The organism is Mesorhizobium sp. WSM4822 (assembly GCF_055811155.1).
The window spans coordinates 80244-103867 of sequence record NZ_JBVVQM010000009.1 but is presented as its reverse complement, the minus strand read 5'-3'; the positions used below and the strand labels follow the sequence as shown (position 1 = coordinate 103867).

26 protein-coding genes are annotated in these 23624 nt (G+C 63.2%); 14 read left to right on the top strand and 12 right to left on the bottom strand.

Annotated features, from left to right (window positions below; all coding sequences use genetic code 11):
* Positions 1-105 precede the first annotated feature (105 nt).
* The 3 genes from AC0L3E_RS21170 to yihA all read left to right on the top strand — a co-directional run bounded on the left by AC0L3E_RS21170 (position 106) and on the right by yihA (position 1839).
* On the top strand, positions 106-420 hold the full coding sequence (locus tag AC0L3E_RS21170; RefSeq protein WP_473605550.1) for a peptidase associated/transthyretin-like domain-containing protein: 315 nt from the start codon (positions 106-108) through the stop codon (positions 418-420).
* Positions 421-544: 124 nt separating this feature from the next.
* Entirely contained in the window at positions 545-1183 is a 639-nt protein-coding gene (locus tag AC0L3E_RS21165) for a CatB-related O-acetyltransferase (RefSeq protein ID WP_164898497.1), read from the top strand.
* Positions 1180-1839, top strand: coding sequence for a ribosome biogenesis GTP-binding protein YihA/YsxC (gene yihA, locus AC0L3E_RS21160; RefSeq protein ID WP_024502094.1), 660 nt, complete (start codon positions 1180-1182; stop codon positions 1837-1839). Before AC0L3E_RS21165 ends, yihA begins: the two co-directional genes overlap by 4 nt.
* Positions 1840-1862: 23 nt before the next feature.
* Here yihA and AC0L3E_RS21155 read toward each other — a convergent pair whose 3' ends face one another.
* Positions 1863-2597: a TetR/AcrR family transcriptional regulator gene (locus AC0L3E_RS21155; RefSeq protein ID WP_473605549.1), complete on the bottom strand. Its 735-nt coding sequence runs from the start codon at positions 2595-2597 to the stop codon at positions 1863-1865.
* A 132-nt stretch (positions 2598-2729) separates the two neighbouring features.
* Here AC0L3E_RS21155 and AC0L3E_RS21150 point away from each other — a divergent pair, with 132 nt between their 5' ends.
* Positions 2730-3926: an HlyD family secretion protein gene (locus tag AC0L3E_RS21150; RefSeq protein ID WP_473602095.1), complete on the top strand. Its 1197-nt coding sequence runs from the start codon at positions 2730-2732 to the stop codon at positions 3924-3926.
* A gap of 20 nt (positions 3927-3946) precedes the next feature.
* Positions 3947-5545, top strand: a complete 1599-nt coding sequence (locus tag AC0L3E_RS21145) for a DHA2 family efflux MFS transporter permease subunit (RefSeq protein ID WP_127267221.1) — start codon at positions 3947-3949, stop codon at positions 5543-5545.
* 112 nt (positions 5546-5657) lie between these two features.
* On the opposite strand, the gene msrB is transcribed toward AC0L3E_RS21145, so the two are convergent.
* The 4 genes from msrB to AC0L3E_RS21125 all read right to left on the bottom strand — a co-directional run bounded on the left by msrB (position 5658) and on the right by AC0L3E_RS21125 (position 8420).
* Positions 5658-6161: a peptide-methionine (R)-S-oxide reductase MsrB gene (gene msrB / locus AC0L3E_RS21140; protein WP_127267220.1), complete on the bottom strand. Its 504-nt coding sequence runs from the start codon at positions 6159-6161 to the stop codon at positions 5658-5660.
* Between the two features lie 212 nt (positions 6162-6373).
* Positions 6374-6931 (bottom strand): fasciclin domain-containing protein, encoded by a 558-nt coding sequence (locus tag AC0L3E_RS21135; protein ID WP_473605548.1) that lies wholly within the window; start codon positions 6929-6931, stop codon positions 6374-6376.
* Positions 6932-7155: 224 nt separating this feature from the next.
* Positions 7156-7884, bottom strand: coding sequence for an anti-sigma factor (locus AC0L3E_RS21130; protein ID WP_127267218.1), 729 nt, complete (start codon positions 7882-7884; stop codon positions 7156-7158).
* A complete protein-coding gene (locus tag AC0L3E_RS21125; RefSeq protein ID WP_127267227.1) occupies positions 7881-8420 on the bottom strand; it encodes a sigma-70 family RNA polymerase sigma factor in 540 nt (179 codons plus the stop codon). The genes AC0L3E_RS21130 and AC0L3E_RS21125 overlap by 4 nt, the downstream gene beginning before the upstream one ends.
* 152 nt (positions 8421-8572) lie before the next feature.
* Between AC0L3E_RS21125 and AC0L3E_RS21120 the strand changes: the two genes are divergently transcribed.
* Together AC0L3E_RS21120 and argB are read left to right on the top strand one after the other, a co-directional pair.
* Positions 8573-10072, top strand: a complete 1500-nt coding sequence (locus AC0L3E_RS21120; protein WP_127272326.1) for an amidase — start codon at positions 8573-8575, stop codon at positions 10070-10072.
* 159 nt (positions 10073-10231) lie between these two features.
* Positions 10232-11125 (top strand): acetylglutamate kinase, encoded by an 894-nt coding sequence (gene argB / locus AC0L3E_RS21115; RefSeq protein WP_013528489.1) that lies wholly within the window; start codon positions 10232-10234, stop codon positions 11123-11125.
* 8 nt (positions 11126-11133) lie between these two features.
* On the opposite strand, the gene bchE is transcribed toward argB, so the two are convergent.
* Positions 11134-12702, bottom strand: coding sequence for a magnesium-protoporphyrin IX monomethyl ester anaerobic oxidative cyclase (gene bchE / locus AC0L3E_RS21110; protein WP_473605547.1), 1569 nt, complete (start codon positions 12700-12702; stop codon positions 11134-11136).
* A gap of 115 nt (positions 12703-12817) precedes the next feature.
* Positions 12818-13294: an Lrp/AsnC family transcriptional regulator gene (locus AC0L3E_RS21105; protein WP_027040109.1), complete on the bottom strand. Its 477-nt coding sequence runs from the start codon at positions 13292-13294 to the stop codon at positions 12818-12820.
* 139 nt (positions 13295-13433) lie between these two features.
* Here AC0L3E_RS21105 and phhA point away from each other — a divergent pair, with 139 nt between their 5' ends.
* Positions 13434-14270, top strand: a complete 837-nt coding sequence (gene phhA, locus AC0L3E_RS21100) for a phenylalanine 4-monooxygenase (RefSeq protein ID WP_473605546.1) — start codon at positions 13434-13436, stop codon at positions 14268-14270.
* A gap of 10 nt (positions 14271-14280) precedes the next feature.
* On the opposite strand, the gene AC0L3E_RS21095 is transcribed toward phhA, so the two are convergent.
* From AC0L3E_RS21095 to AC0L3E_RS21085, 3 genes are all read right to left on the bottom strand, one after another.
* Entirely contained in the window at positions 14281-15720 is a 1440-nt protein-coding gene (locus AC0L3E_RS21095; RefSeq protein ID WP_473605545.1) for a GMC oxidoreductase, read from the bottom strand.
* Complete coding sequence (locus AC0L3E_RS21090) at positions 15717-15893, bottom strand: hypothetical protein (protein WP_128307423.1); 177 nt, start codon at positions 15891-15893, stop codon at positions 15717-15719. The genes AC0L3E_RS21095 and AC0L3E_RS21090 overlap by 4 nt, the downstream gene beginning before the upstream one ends.
* Positions 15894-16087: 194 nt before the next feature.
* Positions 16088-16849: a GGDEF domain-containing protein gene (locus AC0L3E_RS21085; RefSeq protein WP_127269432.1), complete on the bottom strand. Its 762-nt coding sequence runs from the start codon at positions 16847-16849 to the stop codon at positions 16088-16090.
* A gap of 160 nt (positions 16850-17009) precedes the next feature.
* Here AC0L3E_RS21085 and AC0L3E_RS21080 point away from each other — a divergent pair, with 160 nt between their 5' ends.
* On the top strand, positions 17010-17735 hold the full coding sequence (locus tag AC0L3E_RS21080) for a pyrimidine 5'-nucleotidase (RefSeq protein ID WP_127395611.1): 726 nt from the start codon (positions 17010-17012) through the stop codon (positions 17733-17735).
* Between the two features lie 101 nt (positions 17736-17836).
* On the opposite strand, the gene AC0L3E_RS21075 is transcribed toward AC0L3E_RS21080, so the two are convergent.
* Positions 17837-18682, bottom strand: a complete 846-nt coding sequence (locus AC0L3E_RS21075) for an LOG family protein (protein WP_023810769.1) — start codon at positions 18680-18682, stop codon at positions 17837-17839.
* Between the two features lie 227 nt (positions 18683-18909).
* Between AC0L3E_RS21075 and dapD the strand changes: the two genes are divergently transcribed.
* The 4 genes from dapD to AC0L3E_RS21055 all read left to right on the top strand — a co-directional run bounded on the left by dapD (position 18910) and on the right by AC0L3E_RS21055 (position 21356).
* Positions 18910-19764: a 2,3,4,5-tetrahydropyridine-2,6-dicarboxylate N-succinyltransferase gene (gene dapD / locus AC0L3E_RS21070; RefSeq protein ID WP_127269742.1), complete on the top strand. Its 855-nt coding sequence runs from the start codon at positions 18910-18912 to the stop codon at positions 19762-19764.
* Positions 19765-19836: 72 nt separating this feature from the next.
* Positions 19837-20199, top strand: a complete 363-nt coding sequence (locus AC0L3E_RS21065; RefSeq protein WP_127318322.1) for a DUF805 domain-containing protein — start codon at positions 19837-19839, stop codon at positions 20197-20199.
* Complete coding sequence (locus tag AC0L3E_RS21060) at positions 20192-20569, top strand: DUF805 domain-containing protein (RefSeq protein WP_023810766.1); 378 nt, start codon at positions 20192-20194, stop codon at positions 20567-20569. Before AC0L3E_RS21065 ends, AC0L3E_RS21060 begins: the two co-directional genes overlap by 8 nt.
* A 13-nt stretch (positions 20570-20582) precedes the next feature.
* Positions 20583-21356, top strand: a complete 774-nt coding sequence (locus AC0L3E_RS21055; RefSeq protein WP_473605544.1) for a hypothetical protein — start codon at positions 20583-20585, stop codon at positions 21354-21356.
* Here the strand turns inward: AC0L3E_RS21055 and AC0L3E_RS21050 are convergent.
* Entirely contained in the window at positions 21259-22299 is a 1041-nt protein-coding gene (locus AC0L3E_RS21050; protein WP_473605543.1) for a 2-dehydropantoate 2-reductase, read from the bottom strand. The genes AC0L3E_RS21055 and AC0L3E_RS21050 overlap by 98 nt on opposite strands.
* Before the next feature lie 127 nt (positions 22300-22426).
* Here AC0L3E_RS21050 and dapE point away from each other — a divergent pair, with 127 nt between their 5' ends.
* A complete protein-coding gene (gene dapE, locus AC0L3E_RS21045; RefSeq protein WP_127273255.1) occupies positions 22427-23620 on the top strand; it encodes a succinyl-diaminopimelate desuccinylase in 1194 nt (397 codons plus the stop codon).
* The last annotated feature ends 4 nt before the right edge of the window (positions 23621-23624 follow it).

Sequence of the window (23624 nt, the reverse complement as noted above, 5' to 3'; positions counted from 1 at the left end):
ACGCGGTGCGCAAGACGGACTAAGCCCGCCTGGAAAAAATGACGCATGGGCTGCGACCCACAAAAAGGCTCAGGTAGCAGGCCGTTGCCGGGCGAGGATACGACGATGAATCGGCTGAAGATCGCGACCGTGGCGGCCATCGCGGGATGGCCCGGCATTGCGCTCGCAAAGGACGCCGTCAGCTGCGGCGGCGCCGCGATGCTGGGTGGCGCGCAATTGAACTGCAGCCACGTCGAACCCCAGGCGTCGCCTCAGTTTTGCACCTATAGCTGGGCTCTCCACATGCCGGCCGGCGATCAGAAAATCGTCGAAGGCAGCTTCATGCTGCCGCCCGGCGCGGCGAACGTCACCGTCTATCAGGGCAGCGGTTTCGACAGCGCAATGTCCGATCCGATCGTGATCTGTCGCGGCGGCAAATGAGCAAGGCCGTCAAGGAAAGCTCGCTCGTCGCCCGATTGGTGCTATAGGGCGGATCACGCTATTTTGAACGGGCGCATTCGAGTTTCGGATGCGCCTGGCGGCCATTTCTCTGACGGATTTCGACATGGACGGACCCAACCCAGACATCAAGCACCCGATCCCGATGCATACCCGCGTCGGCTTCCTCAAGGGACTGGTGAATGCGCCGAACATCGAGATCGGCGACTTCACCTATTATGACGACCCGGACGGCCCCGACAAATTCGCCGAAAAATGCGTCCTGCATCATTATCCGTTCATCGGCGACAAGCTGATCATCGGCAGGTTCTGCGCCATCGCCGAGGGCGCGCGCTTCGTCATGAACGGCGCCAACCACGCCATGTCCGGCTTTTCGACCTATCCGTTCAATATCTTTGGCCATGGCTGGGAAAAGGGTTTTGACCCGGCGACGTGGTCGAAGGAAGTGCGCGGCGACACCATTGTCGGCAGCGACGTCTGGATCGGCATGGAGGCGGTGATCTTGCCCGGGGTGGAAATCGGCCACGGCGCCATCATCGCCGCGAAATCGGTGGTGACTCACGACGTGCCGCCCTATGCGATCGTCGCCGGCAATGCGGCCAAGGTGGTGAAGATGCGTTTCGACGACCGGACAATCAGGCGGCTGCTGGCGGTGGCGTGGTGGGACTGGCCGGTGGACAAGGTCAGTCGCAACCTCGATGCTATCCGGGGCGCCGATATTTCTCTTCTGGAGGCAGCAGCTTGAACGCTCTGAACAGCAGCATAATCGGCACCGAACTGTTTACGCGGGGGTGGATCTTCATCCGCGGCGTGCCGGCCATGAAATTCCTGCCGCCTGAAGGGCCGCCGGAAATCGCCTTTGCCGGCCGCTCGAATGTCGGCAAGTCGTCGCTGATCAACGCGCTGGTCAACCAGAAGGGGCTGGCGCGCACCTCCAACACGCCGGGGCGCACGCAGGAGCTCAACTATTTCGTGCCGGACGGATTTTCGGGTGAGGGCGCCGACCTGCCGCCCTTGGCGCTGGTCGACATGCCCGGCTATGGCTATGCCACCGCGCCGAAGGAGAAGGTCGACGAGTGGACCAAGCTGGTCTTCGACTATCTCAAGGGCCGCGTCACGCTGAAGCGCGTCTATGTGCTGATCGACGCCCGCCACGGCATCAAGGCCAAGGACGACGAAGTGCTGTCGCTGCTCGACAAGGCGGCGGTGTCCTACCAGATCGTGCTGACCAAGACCGACAAGATCAAGACTGCCGGCGTGCCGAGGCTGATCGAGGAGACGCTGGCAAAGATCAAGAAGCGGCCGGCGGCGTTCCCGTTCGTGCTGGCCACCTCTTCTGAAAAGGCCGAGGGCCTCCAGGAATTGCAGGCGGCCATCGTGCTTGCCGCCAATGGCGGCTAAGCATCCACAGCTTAGAGCATGGCCTACGGCTTGGCCTCGATAGCAATCGTCTGGTGGCCTTCTTCCGCCACAAGCCTTTCGGTGCCGTATGCCTTGAGGAACATGCTGACGCCTGACCTGACGATGCGGTCGATCTCGTCCTGGCTCGGGGCTTTGGTGCGGTAGGCGAAGATGCACTGGCGGAACAGACCGGCCAGGCACAGTTCGGTGAACTGATAGGCGGCAAGATCGACATCGTCGATGCGCAGCAGGTCGCGCTCGATGGCGGCATTGAGAAAGGCCGCGACCTTGTCGTGGCCACGCTTGGGACCGCGCTCGTAAAACCGCGCGCCCATGTCGGGTATCCGGTCGGATGCACCGATCACCGTGCGCTGCGCCTGGATCACCTTGGCCGACGTGATCTTGAGGGCCAGCACCTTGCCGAACTTCACCAGCGTCTCGCGCAGGTTGTCGGCATTGTCCAGCACGTCATACATGTTCTTGAAGATGGTGCCGCGCTCTTCCTCGATCAGCGCTTCGAACAGCTCTTCCTTGTTGGCGAAATAGACGTAGATCGTACCCTTGGAGACACCGGCCTCGCGGGTGATGTCGTTCATCGAGGCGGCTTCGAAGCCCTTGTCGATGAAGACACGACGGGCGCCGTCGATGATCTGGCTGCGCTTGACCGGATCTTGCCCCGCTGCCGGGCGGCCACGACGCAAGCTTTCCAACAGGTCGTCGCACGACTCGTTTTCGACATTGGACGGGGTCTCGGCCATGAAAGTCACACCTCGAAAATAATTCGAACCAAGCGGTTCGATTGCCCTTGATATGGTCCTGTTTACGCGCTATGTCAACGGCCGGATCGAACCGAACGGTTCAGTATTATATTATAACTTTAGAGAGATGTCATGTCCTCGAACGCGCCGACCACTGCCGAAGTCCGTCCCTTTCCCAACGCCAAGGTTGCGCCGGCGACGGAAGCCCCGGAAGTGCCTGTCCAGCCGGTCTCGTCGCCACCGGCAGAGGCTCCGGCCAAGAAGAAGCGTTCGGTGCGTTCCTTCCTGCTGCCGATCATCGGCGTCGCCTTGCTGGGCGCCGGCGCCTGGTATGGTTACGATTACTGGACCACGGGCCGCTTCATGATCTCCACGGACGATGCCTATGTCCAGGCAGACATGGCGTTCATCTCGCCCAAGATTTCCGGCTATGTCGATCAGGTCAAGGTCAGCGAGAACCAGCTGGTCAAGGCCGGCGATCCGCTGCTCGTCGTCGATGACGGCGATTACAAGATTGCCGTCGCCCAGGCCGAGGCGCAGATCGCCACTTTGAGCAAGACGCTCGACCGTATCGACGCCCAGACCGACGCGGCCCGCGCCTCGCTGCAGCAGGCGCAGGCGCAGAAGGTCGCCGACCAGGCCGCCGCCGACAATGCGGCCAAGGTCGCGGCGCGCGCCTCGCAACTGCTCAAGACCCATGTCGGCACGCAGGCGCAGCTGGACGACGCCCAGACGGCGGTCCAGCAGGCCGATGCCGCCCTTGTCGGCGCCGACGCACAGATCGCCGCCGCGCAGGCCAATATCGGCGTGCTGCAGGCGCAACGCGCGGAATCGGCGAGCACGCTGGCGTCCCTGCAGCTCAGCCATGACAAGGCGCTGCGCGATCTTTCCTTCACCGTGCTCAAGGCGCCTTATGACGGCATCGTCGGCAACCGCTCGGTCGAACAGGGCGACCTTGTCAGCCCCGGCCAGAAGCTCGCCGTCATCGTGCCGATGGACAAGCTCTACATCGTCGCCAACTTCAAGGAGACGCAGCTTGCCCGGCTGGTGCCCGGAGAGAAGGTGAAGATCTCGGTCGATGCGACCGACGGCCAGGACTTCGAGGGCACCGTCTCGTCGCTGGCGCCGGCTTCGGGTGCCGTGTTCTCGCTGCTGCCGCCCGAAAACGCCACCGGCAACTTCACCAAGGTCGTGCAGCGCGTTCCGGTCCGCATCGATGTGCCCGCAGATGTCCTGAAGAGCGGCAAACTGCGCGCCGGCCTGAGCGTCATCGTCGACGTCGACAGCCGCACCGCCCCATCCGGGTCGGGCCCAGTGGCCGCGAACTGAGCGGCGACGGGAGCAATGCCATGGCAACCGCAACCCTGACAGCAGGAGCGCCGCCGGCGAGGCCGGCTGTGCCTGACACCATTTCGACGCGGCGCGTCATCGCCTTCCTGGCGATGGTGTTCGGCATGTTTATGGCCATCCTCGATATCCAGATCGTCTCCGCCTCGCTGTCGGAAATCCAGGCCGGCCTGAGCGCCAGCTCCGACGAAATCCCGTGGGTGCAGACCGCCTATCTGATCGCCGAAGTGGTGATGATCCCGCTGTCGGGCTTCCTCAGCCGGATGCTGTCGACGCGGGTGCTGTTCACGATCTCGGCGGCGGGCTTCACCGCGGCCAGTGCGCTGGCGGCGACTGCCACCAACATCGACCAGATGATTGTCTACCGCGCCGTCCAGGGCTTCATCGGCGGCGGCATGATACCGAGCGTCTTCGCCGCTGCCTTCACCATCTTCCCGCCCTCGCGCCGCGCCTTCGTCTCGCCGATGATCGGCCTGGTGGCGACGTTGGCGCCGACCATCGGCCCGACTGTCGGCGGCTATATCAGCCATGCCATGTCCTGGCACTGGCTGTTCCTGGTCAATGTCGTGCCCGGCATCCTGGTGACAGCGGCGGCCTGGACGCTGATCGACTTCGACAAGCCCAACCTCAAGCTGTTCAGCAAGTTCGACTGGTGGGGCCTCGCCGGCATGGCGGCTTTCCTGGGCTGCATGGAATATGTGCTCGAGGAAGGCCCCAACAATGACTGGCTGCAGGACCAGGGCGTCTTCATCTGCGCCATTGTCATGACCATCGGCGCGGTGCTGTTCTTCTGGCGGGTGTTCACCGCCGAGGAGCCGATCGTCGACCTGAAGGCCTTCACCAACATCAACTTCGCCTTCGGCTCGCTGTTTTCCTTCGTCATCGGCATCGGCCTTTACGGCCTGACCTATCTCTACCCGGTGTATCTCGGGCGCATCCGTGGCTACGATTCGATGATGATCGGCGAGGCGCTGTTCGTCAGCGGCCTGGCCATGTTCTTCACCGCGCCGATCTCGGGCATCCTGTCGAACAAGATGGACCCGCGGCTGATGATGATGATCGGCTTCTTCGGCTTCGCCACCGGCACCTGGTGGATGACGCATCTGACCGCCGACTGGGATTTCAACGAGCTGCTCATCCCGCAGATCCTGCGCGGCTGTTCGATGATGCTGTGCATGGTGCCGATCAACAACATCGCGCTCGGCACCTTGCCGCCCGAGCGGCTGAAGAATGCGTCCGGCCTGTTCAATCTCACCCGCAACCTTGGCGGTGCGGTTGGCCTCGCGCTGATCAACACCGTGCTGATCGACCGCAATGCCTTCCACTACGCAAGGCTCTCCGAGCATGTGCAATGGGGCAGTGAAGCCGCGCAGACCAAGCTGCAGAACATGACGCTCAATTTCGAGCAAACCCCCGGCCTGGATGCGACAAGTGCTGCCATCTCCAAGCTGTCGGGCATGGTCCAGCAGCAGGCGGCGCTGCTGTCATTCATGGATGTGTTCTTCATGCTGACGGTGCTGTTTGCGACGCTTGGCCTGTTCACCATGTTGATCCGCAAGCCGGCCGCGGCGGCGGGTGGAGGTGGTGGCGGCGGCCATTGATACGTGGGCAGCTGTTTCGGGAAGCTCCTCCAGTCCACGCCCGAAAAAGCTCTGACCGCGCAAAAAACTCCGGGCCGCAAGCCCGGAGTTTTTCATATCCAGTTGGAATTTGTCAGGCTGTGGCGGGCTTGAAGGTCAGCGCGACGCCGTTGATGCAGTGGCGCAGGCCGGTCGGCGCTGGACCGTCGTCGAAGACGTGGCCGAGATGGCCGCCGCAGCGGCGGCAATGCGCCTCGGTGCGCGTCATGCCGAGCGAGCGGTCCACGGTCGTGCCGATAGCCTTGGGGATCTCTTGCCAGAAGCTCGGCCAGCCGGTGCCGGAATCGAATTTCGTCTCCGACGAATAGACCGGCAGGTCGCAGCCGGCACAGGCGAAGATGCCCTTACGGTGTTCGTTGAGCAGCGGGCTGGTGCCGGGATACTCCGTGCCTTCCTTGCGCAGCACGTCGAAGGCGGCCGGCGACAGGATGGCTTTCCACTCGGCGTCGGTCTTGGTGACTTCGAATTTTTCGGCGGCCTGTGCTGCCTGCGGATCGCCCATGCGCAGCATCGTTGCTGCGGCCCCGACGACGCCGATGGCGGCGGCACCGCTCAAAAGAAAGTCGCGACGGTTCATGACCGGTTCCTCCTGATGTCCTTTTGCCAAACTATACCGCCGCGCGGAAATCAAAAGCCGGTGACGGTAGCCCCCTCGAACGAACACTCCGCGCCCTCCCACATCCGAATATGGGCGGCGCGGAGTGCGCGGGTCAATTGCGGATCACGGGAGCGGGATCGTGCAATCGACGGAGGGCCCTTGCTGCCAGTTCGCCGGCAGCAATCCCCTTGTTACATCTTCGGCAAAAGAACCTTGTCGATGACGTGGATGACGCCATTGGACTGTTCGACATCGGCGATCGTCACATTGGCGACATTGCCGTTCTCGTCGGTGACGGTGACCTTGCCGCCGTCGGCCTTGAGCGACAGCTCGCAGCCGCCGACCGTCTTGACCTTGTGGGCGCCGCCGTCAGCCTTGGCCATCGCGGCGACATCCGCCCCCATCGCCTTGGCGCCGATGACATGGCAGGTCAGGATCTTGGTGAGCTTGTCCTTGTTTTCAGGCTTGAGCAGCGTCTCGACCGTCCCGGCCGGAAGAGCCGCGAAGGCTTCGTTGGTCGGAGCGAACACGGTGAACGGACCGGCGCCCTGCAGCGTTTCGACAAGGCCGGCGGCCTTAACGGCGGCGACCAGCGTGGTGTGGTCCTTCGAGTTCACGGCGTTCTCGACGATGTTTTTGTTAGCATACATCGCGGCGCCGCCAACCATCGGGTTTTCGGCATAGGCGGCGGTGGCAAGGGCCGAAACGGCGATCGTACCGGCGAGCAAAAGGGTGGCGTATCTGCACATGATGTCAAACTCCTCGGGTTTTCTCTTCCCATTTTTGGGGACGCGAGGAGATACGGAACAGAAGTGCGGGAGTTTCAGAAATATTCTTATTTTTTATTTTGCCCGGGATGCCGAAGAGATTTTGCCACGCAACGGCTTGCCGGCTACCATGCTGTCTACGGGCGTGGAAGGTGGGAGATACACTTCAGGTGCTCTATTTTGAGTCTGGCGACGCCAAGAGCCGGTCAGATGCTCTTCAGGTCGCCGGCGGCGACCACCGGTCCGGTCGGCTGTCCGGTCGGCGAACCGCCTGACGGCTCGAGGCTGACGGCAAGCACCGCGCCCTGGGCAAGCTTCTGCTGGGCCGCCGGTGAGACGACGATATGTGCCGTAGCACCGGTCGGAATGACGCCCATCGAGACCGGCGGGTTCTTGCCCTCGATCATCCACAGCTCGAAGTCCTTGCCGGAAGCACGCTCACCGGAGACATGCGACAGGCCGACTTCGTGATGCGCGGCGTCGTAGACGGCAAGATATCTGACGTCGCTGCCTTCGGCGGCCAGCGAAGCGACGAGGCGCGCCTGCGGCTCCTCGACCGGCGGGTTGAGGACTGGCACGGCAATGTAAATCGCCAGTGCCGCAACCGCAGCCGCGGCAAGGCCGCGCCAGAAAGCGAGGCTGGACCACAGGCCGCCGCGCGATTCGGCGGGCGTGGTCACGGCGGCAGCGTTCGCGAACAGCCGGCGGTCGACCGCGGTCTTCACCGAAACCGGCGGCTCGATTTCCGGGTAGGCGGCGGCCAGCGGTGAGAGACGGACCTCCCATCCCTCGACAAGACGAGCAAAAACCGTATCCGCATCGATGCGGCGGGCGACGATCTGGCGTTCGTCGGCATCGAGCACGCCGAGAACGTATTCGGCGGCGAGCAGGTCGTCGCCTCCACGTTCCGGTCCTGTGTCTTCTGCCAGCGTCATCTTTCCAGACATTCTCTGAGTTTCAACAGGCTGCGGCGCAGCCATGTACGCATCGTGTTCAGCGGCACGCCATGGCGCTCCGCCAGTTCGGCATAGCTCTCGCCCTTGAGATAGGCGCCCCGGACGGCGGCTGCCCGGTCCTTCTCCAACTCATCGAGACAATGGTGGATACGTTCGGATTCGTCTCCCGCCACCGCCATCGCTTCAGGCCCCGGCGCCGGATCGGCCACGTCGAGCGCGGCATCGATGTCGGCGGCAGGCCTGCGCCGCGCTCGTATGCGATCGATCGCATGATTACGCGCAATTGCCACCAGCCAGGAGATCGGGCTTAGATCGGAGACGGCAAAACGATCCGCCTTCGTCCATATCTTGACGAAGACTTCCTGTAGCGCTTCTTCCGCATCTCCCCGGTCGTTCAATACACGAAGACAGACGCCAAAAAGTTTCGCGCTGGTCTGCCGGTAAAGCAGATCGAACGCGGCCCGATCCTTCATCGAAGTCCGGACGATCAGCTTGGTGATGTCCTGCGGCGTCATCCGCGGCAAGTTAGGCGATTGCAATGTATTTGCAACGGCGGAAATAACCTTGTGCACGCCTAAGCTTTTGTGTGTCGCCAGCCGGGTCCGTCGACCGATTGCCAATGGAATCGCCACTGGCTAGCTTGCCCTCAGTGATGGGGGGAGCGCGCATGTCGGTCGAACGGATCCTTTGGGAAGAAGATGCCGCGGGCCTCGCCGATCTGGTCCGCAAGGGCGAGGTTTCGGCCGTCGAGCTGACCGACGCCGCGATTGCCCGCGCCGAGGCCACCCGTCCCGACATCAATGCCACGGCCGAACCGCTCTACGATGCCGCGCGGGCCCGCGCCAAGACCGTCGACCCTTCGCTGCCGCTGGCCGGTGTTCCCTTCGCCATCAAGGATCTCGGCATCGCCATCAGGGGCGTGCCGACGCATGGCGGCAGCCGCATTCCGGCATGGCTGGCCGATGTCAATTCGGTGCTGACCGACCGCTACATCGCTGCCGGACTTATCCCGATCGTCACCTCGACATCGCCGGAGCACGGGCTTCGATTGATGACCGAATCCAGGGCCTTCGGCATCACCCGCAATCCGTGGAACACCGGTCACACCAGCGGCGGCTCGTCGGGTGGTGCGGCTGCACTGGTCGCAGCCGGCGTAGTGCCGGTGGCACATGCCTCCGATGGCGGCGGCTCGATCCGCGTGCCTGCCGCCTGCACCGGGCTTGTCGGCCTGAAGACGTCGCGCGGCCGCACACCGCTGACGCCGCTGGTGAGCGAAAGCTGGTACGGCATGGTCGTCGACCATGCGCTCACCCGTTCGGTGCGTGATTGCGCGCTGCTGCTCGACCTCACCCATGGGTCCGATCCTCTGTCGCCCTATGCCGCGCCGCCGCCGAAAGGCACGTTCGCGGCCGCCGCGGCGCGCGACCCCGGCAAGCTCAGCCTGGCCGTGTACCGCAAATCCCCGCTTGGCCTGCCGATCTCGGACGAGACGCTCAAGGCGCTCGACAAGGCGGTGGCGCTTGCCCGCGAGGGCGGCCACACGGTCGAGGAGATCGACCTGCCCTTTATCGGCCGCGATTTCTTCGCCGATTTCTGCAGGACGGTTGCCTCCGCCGTCGCCGGCACGATGCGGGCCGAAGCGCTGCGCGTCGGCCGTTCCGTTACCGGTGACATCGAGCGGGCGACGCGGGTGCTCGCCCGCTTCGGCGAAATGGTGTCGGCCGGCGAGACCTATGCCGACCTGCAGCGGCTGCATGCCGCCTCGCGGCAGCTGATTTCGGAGACCGTGCAGTACGACGCCGTGCTGATGCCGGTCATTGCCCACCCGCCGCTCGCCTGCGGCGCCATGGATCCCAAAGGCGCCGACGAGCTCATCGAGAACCTGCTCGACAAGCTTCACCTGACACCCTTGCTGAAGCTGAAGCCGTTCTTCGGCCAATTGATGGACAAGAGCCTCTGGTTCACCCATTGGCCGGCGATCCAGAATGTCAGCGGCCAGCCGTCGATCGCGCTGCCGGTCCATGTCACTGACGCCGGCCTGCCGCTCGGCGTCCAGGCGGCCGGCCGTCCGGGCGACGAAGAGACGCTTTTGTCGCTCGCCGCGCAGATGGAGAAGATCTCGGGTTGGCTGGACCGCAGGGCGCCGCTGATGGTGCCGACACGATGACGAGGTCGTGAAGCGCTTGAATATGACAGCAAAGCCATTTGCGGGCGGCGCCAATTCCCGCTAAGACGCCGCCGTCCTTACCTGATGCATGTCGCCCAAAAGTGTCCAGGGGTTTTGGGACAACGACGTGCTTAAAATAAAAAGCCGGGAACCAAACCGATGACGGAAATAACCGCCACCGCCGAAATGCAGGCAGCCCTGTTGTCGCGGGCGCTGCCCTACATGCAGCGCTACGAACACAAGACGGTCGTGGTGAAATATGGCGGCCATGCCATGGGCGATATCGAACTCGGCAAGGCCTTCGCGCGCGACATCGCGCTGCTCAAGCAGTCCGGCGTCAACCCGATCGTCGTCCATGGCGGCGGCCCGCAGATCGGCGCCATGCTGGCCAAGATGGGCATCGAATCGAAGTTCGAGGGCGGCCTGCGCGTCACCGACCAGAAGACGGTCGAGATCGTCGAAATGGTGCTGGCCGGTTCGATCAACAAGGAGATCGTCGCGCTGATCAACGCCGAGGGCGAATGGGCGATCGGTCTCTGCGGCAAGGACGGCAACATGGTTTTCGCCGAAAAGGCTCGCAAGACCATGATCGATCCGGACTCCAACATCGAGCGCGTGCTCGATCTCGGCTTCGTCGGCGAGCCGGTCGAGGTCGACCGCACCTTGCTCGATCTTCTGGCACGCTCCGAGATGATCCCGGTGCTGGCGCCGGTGGCGCCAGGCCGCGACGGCCACACCTACAACATCAATGCCGACACCTTCGCCGGCGCCATTGCCGGCGCCTGCCAGGCGACGCGCCTGCTGTTCCTCACCGACGTGCCTGGTGTGCTCGACAAGAACAAGAAGCTGATCGACGAACTGACCGTGGCCGAGGCCAAGGCGCTGATCAAGGACGGCACGGTCTCGGGCGGCATGATCCCCAAGGTCGAGACCTGCATCGAAGCGATCGAACGCGGTGTCGAAGGCGTCGTCATCCTCAACGGCAAGACGCCGCATGCGGTGCTGTTGGAACTGTTCACCGAACATGGCGCCGGCACGCTGATCGTGCCCTGAGGGGCTCGTCAGCCGGCTAACTTTTTCGCCTCGGAATCTTCAATATTGCCGATGGTGGGAATGGCGAGCTTTCTGGCCGGCCGTGAAACCGTCATCGATTCCTCCTCGGCGTCCTGCGGCGCGCCCCAGAATTCAGCCAGCGTCGGGCCGTCTTTCACCCTGACGTCGCGGACCAGAAAACCCCAGACCTCGCGGAACCAGACGCGGCGGCCCATCTGTGTGTACCAGCGCATCGAATGCCGCTGCTCGGGATCCTTGTGTAACAGGATGCGGGCCAGCGCCTTCGGCCGTGATTGCACCGCCAGCTCGATCAGCTTGACGCTGAAGAACAGCATCCAGGGTTTCAGCCGCGTCATCTGCAGCACCTGGTGCTTGTAATCCCACAAGCGCGCATCCTGCTGGATCACCTTGCGATCCCGCGCGATGCGGAAGAACGGCGTCCAGCGATGCGGCGTCACATAGAGCGCCTGGATCTGGTCGGGGTCATAGGCGATGAGCTGGCGAAAGCCGCGCCACAGATCGCGGAACCCTTCGTCCTCGAAGCCGGCCACCCAGGTCGCCATCGACAGGATGCCGTTGAGGCGCAGCAGCCTTATCGCCTCGCGGTCGGATGATGTGCTGCCGCCCTTGCGGATCAATTGAAGCGTCTGCTCGTCGGTGTTTTCCATGCCGAGCAGCCAGCGGATGACGCCGGCCTTGCGGTAGAGATGCAGGGTGTCGGCATCGCGCACTATGTCGTCGGCACGGGTCGAACCGACGATCAGCACCGGCACGTTCTCGGCGATAAGGGCGTCGAGGAAGGCACGCCAGGCCTTCTTCGAGACCGTCGGATTCTCGTCGGCGAGATTGATCAGCTCGACGCCGTGCTCGCGGTGCAGCCAGGCGATCTCCCTGGCGAATTTCACCGGATCGCGATGCCGCCAGCGGGTCCAGAAGCCGCGCTGGCCGCAATAATTGCACAGATGCGGACAGCCGCGCGAAAACTGCATGACCACGGCCCGCTTGCCGCCCCAGTAACTGTACCGCGAGTGCTCAATCAGCTCCCAACCGACGCGGTAGGCGTCGAGGTCGGCAATGGTCATGGCGGCCTGTGTGGCGAAGGGGCGGCTGAGATCGTCGCGATAGGCGATGCCGGCCACGCTCGCCGGCGGCTGGTGCATTTCCAGCGCCTCGACCAGCGCCACGACGGTCGCCTCGCCCTCGCCGCGCACGATGAAGTCGAAAGCATCGGTAGCGGCCAGGATGTCGCGCCAATGATAGGTAGGGAAAACGCCGCCATAGATGATGATGGTCGCCGGCTCCCTCTCCTTGATCATGCGTGCGATCAGCAAGGCGGTCGGGTGCGCCGAGGTCGAGCCGGAATGGCCGATCAGGACGAAGTCGGGGTGGTCCTCCAGTGCGTCGCGCACGACGTCATCGAGCGGTATCGGCCCGAATTCGGCGTCGACGAGCTGTACTTCGTGCCCGGCATCGATCAGAGGCCCGCCGATCGCCAGAAGGCCGAGCGGCGGCAGGTGATCGTCGGGCACGCGGCTGCCGATGGCGGTGTGCGGCGGATTGATCAGGACGATTTTCATGGCGGACCTCTGGGCGGTTGGTCCGCGCAAGCTGGCCGGCGATGTGGACACGCGCTTGGCCCGTTTCAGCAGTTTGCGTGCAGCTTTTCCCCAAGGAGTGCGAAGAGAGGCATTGTCATCGCCTGAGATGCCCGAGCGGCACATGGCCCGGCCCCTTGATGTTCTGCAGCACCAACTGCGTGTGGACGTCGCGCACGCCGTCGAGCCGCATCAGCCGGTGCATAACGAAGGCGTTGAGTTCGTCGACCGACGGCACCATGACATGCAGTAGAAAGTCATGGTCGCCAGTCATCGTCCAGCACGAGGACACCTCGTCCATGCGCTGCACGGCGGCGATGAAGCTTTCGGGCGAGCCGTCGCTGTGGCTGACCAGGCGCACCTGGATGAACACCTCGACCATCAGGCCGACCGCGCGGCGGCTGATCACCGCGGCAAATCCCTTGATGATGCCGGCCTCCTGCAGCGCCTCGAAGCGCCGCGCGCACGGCGTCGTCGACAGGCCGATCTCTTGCGCCAGTTCGGAAACCGGCTTGCGCCCGTCGCGCTGCAGGACATCGAGCATCTTGATCTCGAAATCGTCGAATTGAGGCATTTTCACTCCGATAGAGGGTTTTGTGAGTGGATGTTATCCCAAATATTCCGTTCGAGCCATCATCAAAACCGATTTGCCTCGGCAAATCCGGTTAGCCTTTCGGCACGTCAGCCATTCATGATTTGCGAGGAGGAAAACCATGACGACGATGAGCGTTGCCGAATATGCCCGCGACTGCGCGGCGCAAGGATTGCGCGGTGACTATTCGGTCTGCCGCGCCGATTTCACCGTGTCGCAGGGCTACGATTACAGCGAAGAAGAGCAGGCGGTGTGGCGCACGCTGTGCGACCGCCAGACCAAATTGACGCGCAGGCTCGCCCACCATTCCTATCTCGACGGCGTCGAAAAACTTGGCCTGCTCGACCGTATTCCCGATTTCGACGAGGTCAGCGCCAAGCTGCGCAAATTGACCGGCTGGGAGATCGTCGCGGTGCCCGGTCTCATTCCCGCGGCCCCGTTTTTCGATCATCTCGCCGATCGCCGCTTCCCGGTCACCAACTGGCTGCGGACCAGGCAGGAGCTCGACTACATTGTCGAGCCCGACATGTTCCATGATTTCTTCGGCCACGTGCCGGCGCTGTCGCAACCGGTGTTCGCCGACTTCATGCAGATGTATGGCGAGAAGGCCGGCGACATCATCGCGCTGGGCGGCGACGAGATGATTTCCAGGCTCTACTGGTACACGGCCGAATACGGCTTGATGCAGGAGGCCGGCCAGCCGCTAAAGGCCTTTGGCGCCGGCCTGATGTCGTCGTTTACCGAGCTGCAGTTCGCGGTCGAAGGCAATGACGCCCACCACGTGCCCTTCGACCTCGAAACGGTGATGCGCACCGGCTACGAGATCGACAAGTTCCAGCGCGCCTATTTCGTGCTGCCGTCCTTCGACGCCTTGCGCGATGCCTTCCAGACCGCCGATTTCGCGGCAATCGTCGCCCGACGCAAGGACCAGCCGGCGCTCGACCCGGCGACGTTATAGTGCAGAACCGTCAGGCGGTGACCACCTTGCTCAGATGGTCGCCCAGCCGGCAGGCCAGCGCGGTGATCGTCGTCGTCGGGTTGCATTGGCCCGACGTGCAGAACACCGAGGAGCCGCCGACATAGAGATTGTCCATGCCGTGCACCTTGCAGTTGGCGTCGACCACGCTCTTGCTGACGTCGGTGCCCATGCGCGTGCCGCCCATGTGATGATGGCCCGCCGTCTCGTCGTTGGTCGGATAATCCTGACCATTGCTGATCCAGTCGGCAATACGCACGCGGCCGAGATTCTTCTCGATCAGCGTCTTGCCGAACAGTCTGAGCCCTTCGAGCAGGGTGCGGCGCTCCATTTCCGATTTCTTCCAGTGCAATTCGATGCGTGGCACGCCGGCATGGTCGACATCGGTCTTCGACAACTCGATCTGGTTGGAGGCCAGCGGCGCCTGTTCCCAGGCGACGTAGAGCTGGGCGGCGCAGCGCAGTCTCTGACTGAGCTTGGAGGACATCCACTCGGCCATGTCGGGTGCCGTGCAGGCGAGGTCGGCGATAAGGCTCTTGACGCCGGAATACGGCGTCTCGATCAGCCGGATGCCGAAATTCATGATCTGCAGCCGCTCCATGGCGGCAAGGGTCGGCGAGAAGAAGGCCTCATTGACGGCGTCGACCTCGAACGCGTTGTAGTCGGCCAGGATCGCGTTGCCGCCCTCGAAGGTCGGATGCTCCATCCAGTAGCGGCCAAGCGCCGTCGCATTCGGCACGACGCCGCCGTTCGAACGCTGGTTCGACCACAGAAGCAGCCGCGAATTCTCCAGCCCGCCGGTGCAGACGATGAAATAGTCGGCACTGAAGGAGCCGGCATCCTGCCCGTTCGACCACAGTCTGGCGCCCGTCACACGTTTGCCGTCGCCGGAAAGTTCGGTGGCACAAGTGTTGAGCACCACCGCGATGTTCTTGGCCTTGTCGAGTTCATCGCCGAACTTCTCGGCGAAGCGCACGGCCGGGCTCTTGATCAGCTGCACCCAGTGAATGTCGTCCGAGATCGGCACATCTGGCCGGAGGGCCGGAAGGTCGAGAATGTCGCGCACTTCCGGCAGATAGGGTTCGATGTCGGTGCGGCGGATCGGCCAGCCCGTATCGGGTACCCAGGCCTTCGGCTCGAAATCCTGCTTGTCGAGCACGCGGCACCAGCCGGCCCAGTGGTTGGAACTGCCGCCCATCAACCGCAGCCGGGTTATGTCGAGATCGAAATAGAAATCGCCGACCGTGCTGCCACGGTAAAAGTCCTGCGACTCGTCGCTGAATTCGCGCGGACCGGCCTCCATCACCACCACCGGAATGCCGGCCGCGCCAAGCTTGCGGGCAATGGTCGTGCCGGCCGGGCCGGAGCCTAGGATGCACACTTTTGGGGTGAAGTTCGCGGCGCGATACGCCTCGTAGCTGTCGAAGATCATGCCAGGTCGCTCCGCTTCAGGATCCAGCCATTGACCTCGACGATCTCGTTCGGGTCGGGCTTTGGACCGGCGACATCGGCATTAGGCAGCTTGCGGAACAAAGACAGGGCAGGCAATGCGATCAACGCCTGCACGAGCGCGCGGCGTGACATTTTCTTGATGATGAAACTCATGGCTCGTCTCTCGGCTGGGCTTCGGCACTGCATGGCGTTCCCAGAACGGCAATTCCCGGAACGACACATGCATCACCGTAGAAGCCAGTATCGTGCCAAGTCTGGCCGCAAAGCAGTGAAAACCCGGCTAAGCGGTACAACCGAGTGCAAACAGGGTTAGAATTTTCTTAACAGGCCGGTTGCGGCAGATCGGATCACGCCGCCTCGGAAATGCCGGTGTCGATGATCGTCAGGTTACGGCCCTGGTGCTTCGCCTGGTAGAGGCGCCGGTCGGCGGCGCGCATCAGCTCCGACACACTGGCTTCCTCGCCGCAGACGGTGCCGCCGATGCTGACCGTGAGCGGGATGGTCCGCTCGTCGACGGGCCGGAAGCGGATCAGCTCCACTTCGCGGCGAATTCGTTCGGCGACGCGCTTGGCCTCCTGTTCGGTGGCGCCGATCAGGAAGGCGCCGAACTCCTCGCCGCCGATGCGGCCGAGCACATCGCCGCTGCGCACGCCGCGCTGGATCGCGCTGGCGATCAAAAGCAGCGCGTCATCACCTGTCAGATGGCCGAAATTGTCGTTGATGGTCTTGAAGTGATCGGCATCGATGATCAGCAGCGCGCCGCGATCGGACTTGCGGCGCGAACCGTCGAGCGCGGCAAAGAAGCTTTCCCGGTTGAGCATGCCGGTCATGTCGTCGCGGCTCGCCTTTTCCGCCAGGCGGCGATGCGCGGCGGCGAGCTGGGCATGGGCTCGGGCGAGATCGCGATGCGCGTTTTTCAGCCTGTCGCTTTGCCAGAAAGTGCTTGCGCTGGCAGCCCACGCCAGCACCAGCGGACAGAGGGTGGAGGTCAGCCAGATCGTGCGGTTGACCGGAAATCCCATGGCCGGAACGATGATCAGGGTCAGTAGGAGAGAGGCCGCGACTGAGGCGAAAGCAACGGCGGCGGATCTCAGAATTATGCTGTTCATCGCTTGCTCCCACAAGACTGCCTCTCTGCCAGCAAGCCCTAAAGGCCACCTTTCCCAGATGCCTAAAATTTGAATCGTGAGGCGATTTACGCAACCTCAACGAGCAGAAGTTGTGGATAAAGTCGCTTCCGGAATGCGCGTTTCATGCCATAAGGAGCCCATGACCACGCTCCCTGACCCCGCCCGCTTCGCCCATGTCACCGACTGGGTTTTCGATCTCGACAACACGCTCTATCCGCATCATTCGAATCTGTTCTCGCAGATCGACGTCAAGATGACCGCCTATGTCGGCGAGCTGCTGGCATTGCCGCGCGACGATGCGCGCAAGTTGCAGAAGGAACTCTACCGCGAATATGGCACGACGCTGAACGGCCTGATGACACGTCATGGCATCGACCCCGATGATTTCCTCGAGAAGGTCCACGACATCGACTATTCATGGCTGGTGCCAGACCCCGTTCTCGGCACCGCCATCCGCCAGCTTCCGGGCCGCAAGTTCATCTTCACCAATGGCGACCGCAGGCACGCCGAGCGCACTGCGCGCCAACTCGGCATCCTCGACCATTTCGACGACATCTTCGACATCGTCGCCGCCGGGCTCAATCCCAAGCCGGCGCGCCAGACCTACGAGAAGTTCGCCGAACTCCACGCCGTCACCGGCCACAATGCGGTGATGTTCGAAGACCTTGCCCGTAACCTGTCGGTGCCGAAGTCGCTCGGCATGACCACGGTGCTTATCGTGCCGCGCAATTTCGAGCCCACCTTTTCCGAGATATGGGAGCGCGACCCGGCCAACGAGGACGACGTCGATTTCGTCACCGACGACCTGGCGGGGTTTCTGACGGCGATTGTGGAGGGGGAAGGAAGAGGGGAATTGAAGAATTGAAGAATTGAAGAATGAAGGACGGTCTCTACGGATTCCCCCAGTTCCCGAGTTCCCGAGTTCCCCAGTTCTTCAATTCGTCAGCTCTTCAATTCCCCATTTCCCTACTCCCCTAACTTGTAGAACCGGCTGATGATCCCCCAGGCTTCGTCGGCGGTGTCGACGAAGTCGATGATGTCCTGATCGCCGGGGCTGATCGTGCCCTGCTCGGCGAGAAAATCGAGATTGATCGCCCGCTTCCAGAAGGATTTGCCGAACAGGATCACCGGCACGCGCTCCATGCGCCCTGTCTGGATCAGGGTCAGCGTCTCGAAGAATTCATCCATCGTGCCGAAGCCGCCCGGAAACACCGCGACCGCCTTGGCGCGCATGACGAAATGCATCTTGCGGATAGCAAAATAATGGAAGTTGAAGCAGAGCTCCGGCGTCACATAGATGTTCGGCGCCTGCTCGTGCGGCAGGACGATGTTGAGGCCGATCGACGGCGCGCCGACATCGTCGGCGCCGCGGTTTCCCGCTTCCATCACGCCGGGCCCGCCACCGGTCACCACGACATATTCGCGGTAATAGGAGGTAGCCGACTGCTGCGAGCAGAGGCGGGCGAATTTGCGCGCTTCCTCGTAGTATTTGCTGTTTTCCTCGAGGTTCTTCTTCTGCGTCTCGTTCTTGGCCGCCCAGGCCTCGCCGCCGGGTTCCGGCAGGCGCGCGCCGCCGAACAGGATCACCGTCGAACGGATGCCGCGTTCGGCCAGGATCATTTCCGGTTTCAGGAGCTCGAGCTGCAGCCGGACCGCGCGCAACTCGCGCCGCGTCATGAAGTCGGGATCGTTCCAGGCGAGCCGGTAGGTTTCGGCACGCGTCTGCGGCGTATCCGGCACACTCTTCGACCGCTCCAGATCCTCGTCCGAATGCGGCAGTGGCGTCCAGCCCGCCTTTTCCATAGGTGTCATATGCTCTACCCGTCCAAATTCTTCACTTGCGCCGCCCCAGGACGCAGCCGCGATTGACCCTCACCAAGGCTTCACATAAGCAGGTTCCGCAAAAGTGTCCCGCGGTTTTGTGACAAGAACCTGCTACATGCAAAGATCCAGACAGGCAAAGCCTGCCAAGGGGTCCGCGCGACTTTCAAAACAGGTTAAGGCGCAGCCCCTTAACAGCTTGGTAATGGAGCGAATTCATGTCGAAGCCCGATCTGGCGAGCCTCGAAAAGACCATCGAGAAGGCCTTCGAGGAACGCGACGCGATTTCGACTGCGACGCGCGGCGAAACGCGCGACGCCATCCAGTCGGCGCTCGATCTGCTCGACCGCGGCGCCGTCCGCGTCGCCGAGCGGCAGGCCGACGGCAAGTGGCATGTCAACCAGTGGCTGAAGAAGGCCGTGCTGTTGTCGTTCCGGCTCAACCCGATGGAGATCATCAAGGGGGGACCCGGCGAGGCGGTGTGGTGGGACAAGGTGCCGTCGAAGTTCGACGGCTGGAGTGCCGTCGATTTCGAAAAGGCGGGCTTCCGAGCCGTGCCGTCGTCGGTCGTGCGCCGTTCGGCCTATGTCGCACCGGGCGCCGTGCTGATGCCGTCCTTCGTCAATGTCGGCGCGTATGTCGACAGCGGCACCATGGTCGACACCTGGGCCTCGGTCGGCTCCTGCGCCCAGATCGGTAAGAACGTGCATCTGTCCGGCGGCGTCGGCATCGGCGGCGTGCTGGAGCCGATGCAGGCCGGCCCGACCATCATCGAGGACAATTGTTTTATCGGCGCGCGTTCGGAAGTGGTCGAGGGCTGCATCGTGCGCGAAGGCTCTGTGCTCGGCATGGGCGTCTTCATCGGCCAGTCGACCAAGATCGTCGACCGCGCCACCGGCGAGATTTTCTATGGCGAAGTGCCGCCGAATTCCGTCGTCGTCGCCGGCACCATGCCGGGCAAGCCCTTTCCGAACGGCGAGCCGGGTCCCAACCTCTACTGCGCCGTCATCGTCAAGCGTGTCGACGCCAAGACCCGCTCCAAAACCTCGATCAATGAATTGCTGCGCGATTGATCTTTGCGCAAAGCGAGCGCACCTTCCGCCGGCGCGACAATCGGTCGCGCTGGTTCAAGATGGAGGGGTGACATGGACTGGAAGTATCTGCTCACAAGTTTTGATGGTCGCATCAACCGTGGCAAGTTCTGGGCCGCGATTGGCGTTTTCATCGTCATTGGCATCGTTGCCTTCATTCTCGATGCAATCCTCGGTACACGTCTGACCACCGCCAGTGGCGCCCAGATCGGCATCATCGGCATTCTCATCGCTCTGGCCTCGATCTATTTCGCGCTCGCAGTCTACGCCAAGCGCTGGCATGATCGCGGCAAGTCGGGCTGGTGGAGCCTGATCATGCTGGTGCCGCTCATCGGCCCGATCTGGTTTCTGGTGGAATGCGGCATTCTCGAAGGCGCCAGAGGCGCCAATCAATATGGACCGGACCCGCTTGCCTGACAGATCAGATCTCACCTGGCTTTTCTTCAAAACCTCGGGCCGCGTCAGTCGCGCGGCCTATTTTCTTGGCGGGTTGCTCGTCGCCATCATCCAGGCCTTCCCGCTCTACCGCTTCACGCTGGTGCCGGAAGGTTCGGCCGAGAGCAACATGTGGTCGTTCATCTTCTTCGTCGCCTTCATCGCCTCGCTGTGGTCGAACATCGCCCTGGCGGTGAAGCGGCTGCACGATTTGGACAAGCCGGGCATTGCCGCGCTGATCCTGTTCGTGCCGGTGGTCTCGATCGTCGCCTTCCTTGTGTTGTGCCTGTTTCCGGGGCAGCCTGGACCCAACCGCTATGGCCGGCGCACCAACGAGCCGGAACAATCCTGAGGGCTGATCGGACATGCGCTACCGCACGCTTGATCCGAAGCTGATCATCGAGACCGCGGAACGGCTGGAGACGCGTGTTGCGGAGCGTTTCCCCCAAGCCGGCCTGCGCAGCGTTGCCGCCGAACTGGTCTCGCTGTCGCGCGATCTGGCACAGGGCGCCAAGGCCCTGGAAGCGCCGATCTGGTGGCTGCGCGGCCTCATCGTCGCCGCTGTCGTTGCCGGTGCATTGATGTTCATCTTCGTCGGCACCGTCCTGCCGTTCGACCGCATTTCCAAACCCGGTGATGCCGTCCAGTCGGTACAAGGCATCGAAGCTTCGCTCAACATGTTCATCCTCGCCATTGTCGGCTTTCTCGCCTTGATCCGCTCCGAGGAGCGCATCAAGCGCAAGCAGGTTTTTCGCCAGCTGCATGGCCTGCGCTCGCTGATCCACGTCATCGACATGCATCAGCTGACCAAGGATCCGGCGGCGCTGTCGGCTGATTTCAAGCCGACGTCGCATTCGCCCGCCCGCATCACCAATGCCGCCGACCTGGCCCGTTACCTCGACTATTGCTCCGAAATGCTGTCGATCACGGGCAAGATCGCCGCATTGTTCGCACAGTCGGTCAATGACGACGTGGTCATCGACGGCGTCAACGACATCGAGAACCTGGCATCCAACCTGTCGCGGAAAATCTGGCAGAAGATCACGTTGATCGACGGCCGGCCGGTGCAACAACCTGCTCCGGCGCCAGGCCCGGCGAGCCAAGCCGCTCCGCTTCCGCCGCGCGCACCAAAGCGGTGACCCGCTGAACCGTCGGCACGGGCGTGCCGGCCTTCCCCGCCAGCTGCAAGATGGCGCCTTGCAGGTCGTCGATCTCTGTCGGCCGGCCGCGCTGAAGATCGTCCCACATCGACGAGCGCGCCTGCGCGTCGATCGCCAGCATGCGGCGCGCCAGCAGCTTGAACAGCCAGTCCGGCAGCCTGAGCACCTTCGGCAGCAACGCCGGCGGCAGGCCGGCGATCCGCGCCGGCTCGATGCCGGACGATCTCATCGCTCTCAGGGCCTCGTCGATCTGGCTGGCCAGGATCAGCCGCCAGCGCCGATCGGCCAGTTCGGTCGCCAGCGGCAGGCCGGAAAGCGCCACCAACGCGTTGTTCAAATTCATCAGCAGCTTGCCCCACAGCACGGCTTTCATGTCGCCATGGGCTTCGACCGCAAACCCTTCGACGCCAAGCAGGCCGACCAAGCCGGCGGCGCCATCCTCGACCATTACCGTGCCGTCGCTGGCGCGGTGCACGCGCAGCGGCAGCTCGCCATCCGGCGACTGCACCACATTGAACGGCACCATGCCGGCCAGCACCGTACGTCCGGCAAGTTCAGCGCGCAGCCTGTCGGCATTGTCGACACCGTTCTGCAGGCTGATCACCACGGCGTCGGGCCGGGCATGGGCTTTGATAAGATCTGCCATGTCCTGGGTGGCGCCGCTCTTGACCGTGACCAGGACCACGTCCGCCTGCGGCAAGGCGACGGCGGGATCGGCTGTGACGACAAGCGCCTCGGGCTTGATCGAGCGATCGCGGCCCTGGAGGTCGCTGACCCGCAATCCATCCTGCCGCAACGCTGCCTCGAGGCGCGGCCGAGCCAGCAGAATGACCTCTCGACCGGCCAGCGCCAGGCAGCCGCCGGCATAGCAGCCGATGCTGCCGGCACCGGCAATGACGATCCGTTTGTCCTTGTCTGCCATCCTGTCGCCCGCGCCGGGTCGCAACTATACGACATGAAAACCATAATATCGGCGGTATCGCCAGCCATGAGGCTGGCCCCTATGTCTGGCCGTGACAGGCCCTGCGCTTTCGACTATCGCTTTTGCCATGACGCTGCCGACCGATCCCGCCGAAAACCTCGCCGCCCTTATCCGTTGCGCTTCGGTGACGCCCGCTGAGGGCGGTGCGCTGACCGCGCTGGAGACGATGCTCAAACCGCTCGGCTTCCTAGTCGATCGGCCGGTGTTTTCCGAAGACGGCACGCCCGATATCGAAAACCTCTATGCAAGGCGCTCCGGCAATGGCCCGCATCTGATGTTCGCCGGACACACTGACGTGGTGCCTGTCGGCGACGAAGCCGCCTGGACGCATCCGCCTTTCGCCGCCGAGATCGCCAATGGCGAGATGTATGGCCGCGGCGCCGTCGACATGAAGGGCGGCATTGCCTGTTTCATCGCCGCCGTGGCGCGCCATGTCGAGGCCAATGGCGGTCCGAAAGGGTCGGTCTCGCTGCTGATCACCGGCGACGAGGAAGGCCCGGCCATCAACGGCACGGTGAAGCTGCTCGAATGGGCGGCTTCGCGGGGCGAGAAATGGGATGCCTCTGTCGTCGGCGAGCCGACCAATCCGGACGCTCTCGGCGACATGATCAAGATCGGCCGCCGCGGCTCGATGTCCGGCGCGGTCACCGTCAATGGCCGCCAGGGCCATGTCGCCTATCCCCTGCTTGCCGACAATCCGGTGCGCGGGCTGATGAGCCTGGTCGACGCCTTGCTGCATCCGGTTTTCGACAAGGGAACCAGGGATTTCCAGCCGACCAATCTGGAGATCACCTCCATCGATGTCGGCAACCCCGCCACCAATGTCATTGCGGCCAAAGCGACCGCGACCTTCAACATCCGCTTCAACGACACCTGGACGGACGAGACCCTGCAGGCCGAGATCCATAACCGGCTCGACCAGGCGGCCAGGCGCAGGAAGTACCGGCAGGGCAAGAAGACGCCGGTCGACTACGAGCTCGTCTGGCGCGACCGGCCGAGCCATGTCTTCCTGACCCGCGACGATAGGCTGATCGAAACGCTGCGCGGCTCGATCAAGTCGGCGGTCGGCAAGGAGCCGACACTGTCGACCTCCGGTGGAACGTCCGACGCGCGTTTTATCAAGGACTATTGTCCGGTGGTCGAGTTCGGGCTGGTCGGCAAGACAATGCATATGGTCGACGAGCGCGTCGCCATTGCCGATTTGGAAACGCTGACGCAAATCTACCAGCGCTTCATAGAAGACTGGTTCGGACAGGGCTGAACGG

What these genes read in the sequence shown, in the direction of transcription:
- AC0L3E_RS21090 (WP_128307423.1), bottom strand. Translation starts at nt 15,893, where the DNA reads ATGAGTTTCATCATCAAGAAAATGTCACGCCGCGCGCTCGTGCAGGCG.
- AC0L3E_RS21050 (WP_473605543.1), bottom strand. Translation starts at nt 22,299, where the DNA reads ATGGCAGACAAGGACAAACGGATCGTCATTGCCGGTGCCGGCAGCATC.
- AC0L3E_RS21130 (WP_127267218.1), bottom strand. Translation starts at nt 7,884, where the DNA reads ATGACGCTGGCAGAAGACACAGGACCGGAACGTGGAGGCGACGACCTG.
- bchE (WP_473605547.1), bottom strand. Translation starts at nt 12,702, where the DNA reads ATGAAAATCGTCCTGATCAATCCGCCGCACACCGCCATCGGCAGCCGC.
- msrB (WP_127267220.1), bottom strand. Translation starts at nt 6,161, where the DNA reads ATGAACCGTCGCGACTTTCTTTTGAGCGGTGCCGCCGCCATCGGCGTC.
- AC0L3E_RS21055 (WP_473605544.1), top strand. Translation starts at nt 20,583, where the DNA reads ATGCGCTACCGCACGCTTGATCCGAAGCTGATCATCGAGACCGCGGAA.
- AC0L3E_RS21170 (WP_473605550.1), top strand. Translation starts at nt 106, where the DNA reads ATGAATCGGCTGAAGATCGCGACCGTGGCGGCCATCGCGGGATGGCCC.
- AC0L3E_RS21065 (WP_127318322.1), top strand. Translation starts at nt 19,837, where the DNA reads ATGGACTGGAAGTATCTGCTCACAAGTTTTGATGGTCGCATCAACCGT.
- argB (WP_013528489.1), top strand. Translation starts at nt 10,232, where the DNA reads ATGACGGAAATAACCGCCACCGCCGAAATGCAGGCAGCCCTGTTGTCG.
- AC0L3E_RS21085 (WP_127269432.1), bottom strand. Translation starts at nt 16,849, where the DNA reads ATGAACAGCATAATTCTGAGATCCGCCGCCGTTGCTTTCGCCTCAGTC.
- AC0L3E_RS21150 (WP_473602095.1), top strand. Translation starts at nt 2,730, where the DNA reads ATGTCCTCGAACGCGCCGACCACTGCCGAAGTCCGTCCCTTTCCCAAC.
- AC0L3E_RS21105 (WP_027040109.1), bottom strand. Translation starts at nt 13,294, where the DNA reads ATGCCTCAATTCGACGATTTCGAGATCAAGATGCTCGATGTCCTGCAG.
- dapD (WP_127269742.1), top strand. Translation starts at nt 18,910, where the DNA reads ATGTCGAAGCCCGATCTGGCGAGCCTCGAAAAGACCATCGAGAAGGCC.
- AC0L3E_RS21095 (WP_473605545.1), bottom strand. Translation starts at nt 15,720, where the DNA reads ATGATCTTCGACAGCTACGAGGCGTATCGCGCCGCGAACTTCACCCCA.
- dapE (WP_127273255.1), top strand. Translation starts at nt 22,427, where the DNA reads ATGACGCTGCCGACCGATCCCGCCGAAAACCTCGCCGCCCTTATCCGT.
- AC0L3E_RS21125 (WP_127267227.1), bottom strand. Translation starts at nt 8,420, where the DNA reads ATGACGCCGCAGGACATCACCAAGCTGATCGTCCGGACTTCGATGAAG.
- AC0L3E_RS21145 (WP_127267221.1), top strand. Translation starts at nt 3,947, where the DNA reads ATGGCAACCGCAACCCTGACAGCAGGAGCGCCGCCGGCGAGGCCGGCT.
- phhA (WP_473605546.1), top strand. Translation starts at nt 13,434, where the DNA reads ATGACGACGATGAGCGTTGCCGAATATGCCCGCGACTGCGCGGCGCAA.
- AC0L3E_RS21135 (WP_473605548.1), bottom strand. Translation starts at nt 6,931, where the DNA reads ATGTGCAGATACGCCACCCTTTTGCTCGCCGGTACGATCGCCGTTTCG.
- AC0L3E_RS21165 (WP_164898497.1), top strand. Translation starts at nt 545, where the DNA reads ATGGACGGACCCAACCCAGACATCAAGCACCCGATCCCGATGCATACC.
- AC0L3E_RS21155 (WP_473605549.1), bottom strand. Translation starts at nt 2,597, where the DNA reads ATGGCCGAGACCCCGTCCAATGTCGAAAACGAGTCGTGCGACGACCTG.
- AC0L3E_RS21080 (WP_127395611.1), top strand. Translation starts at nt 17,010, where the DNA reads ATGACCACGCTCCCTGACCCCGCCCGCTTCGCCCATGTCACCGACTGG.
- AC0L3E_RS21075 (WP_023810769.1), bottom strand. Translation starts at nt 18,682, where the DNA reads ATGACACCTATGGAAAAGGCGGGCTGGACGCCACTGCCGCATTCGGAC.
- AC0L3E_RS21120 (WP_127272326.1), top strand. Translation starts at nt 8,573, where the DNA reads ATGTCGGTCGAACGGATCCTTTGGGAAGAAGATGCCGCGGGCCTCGCC.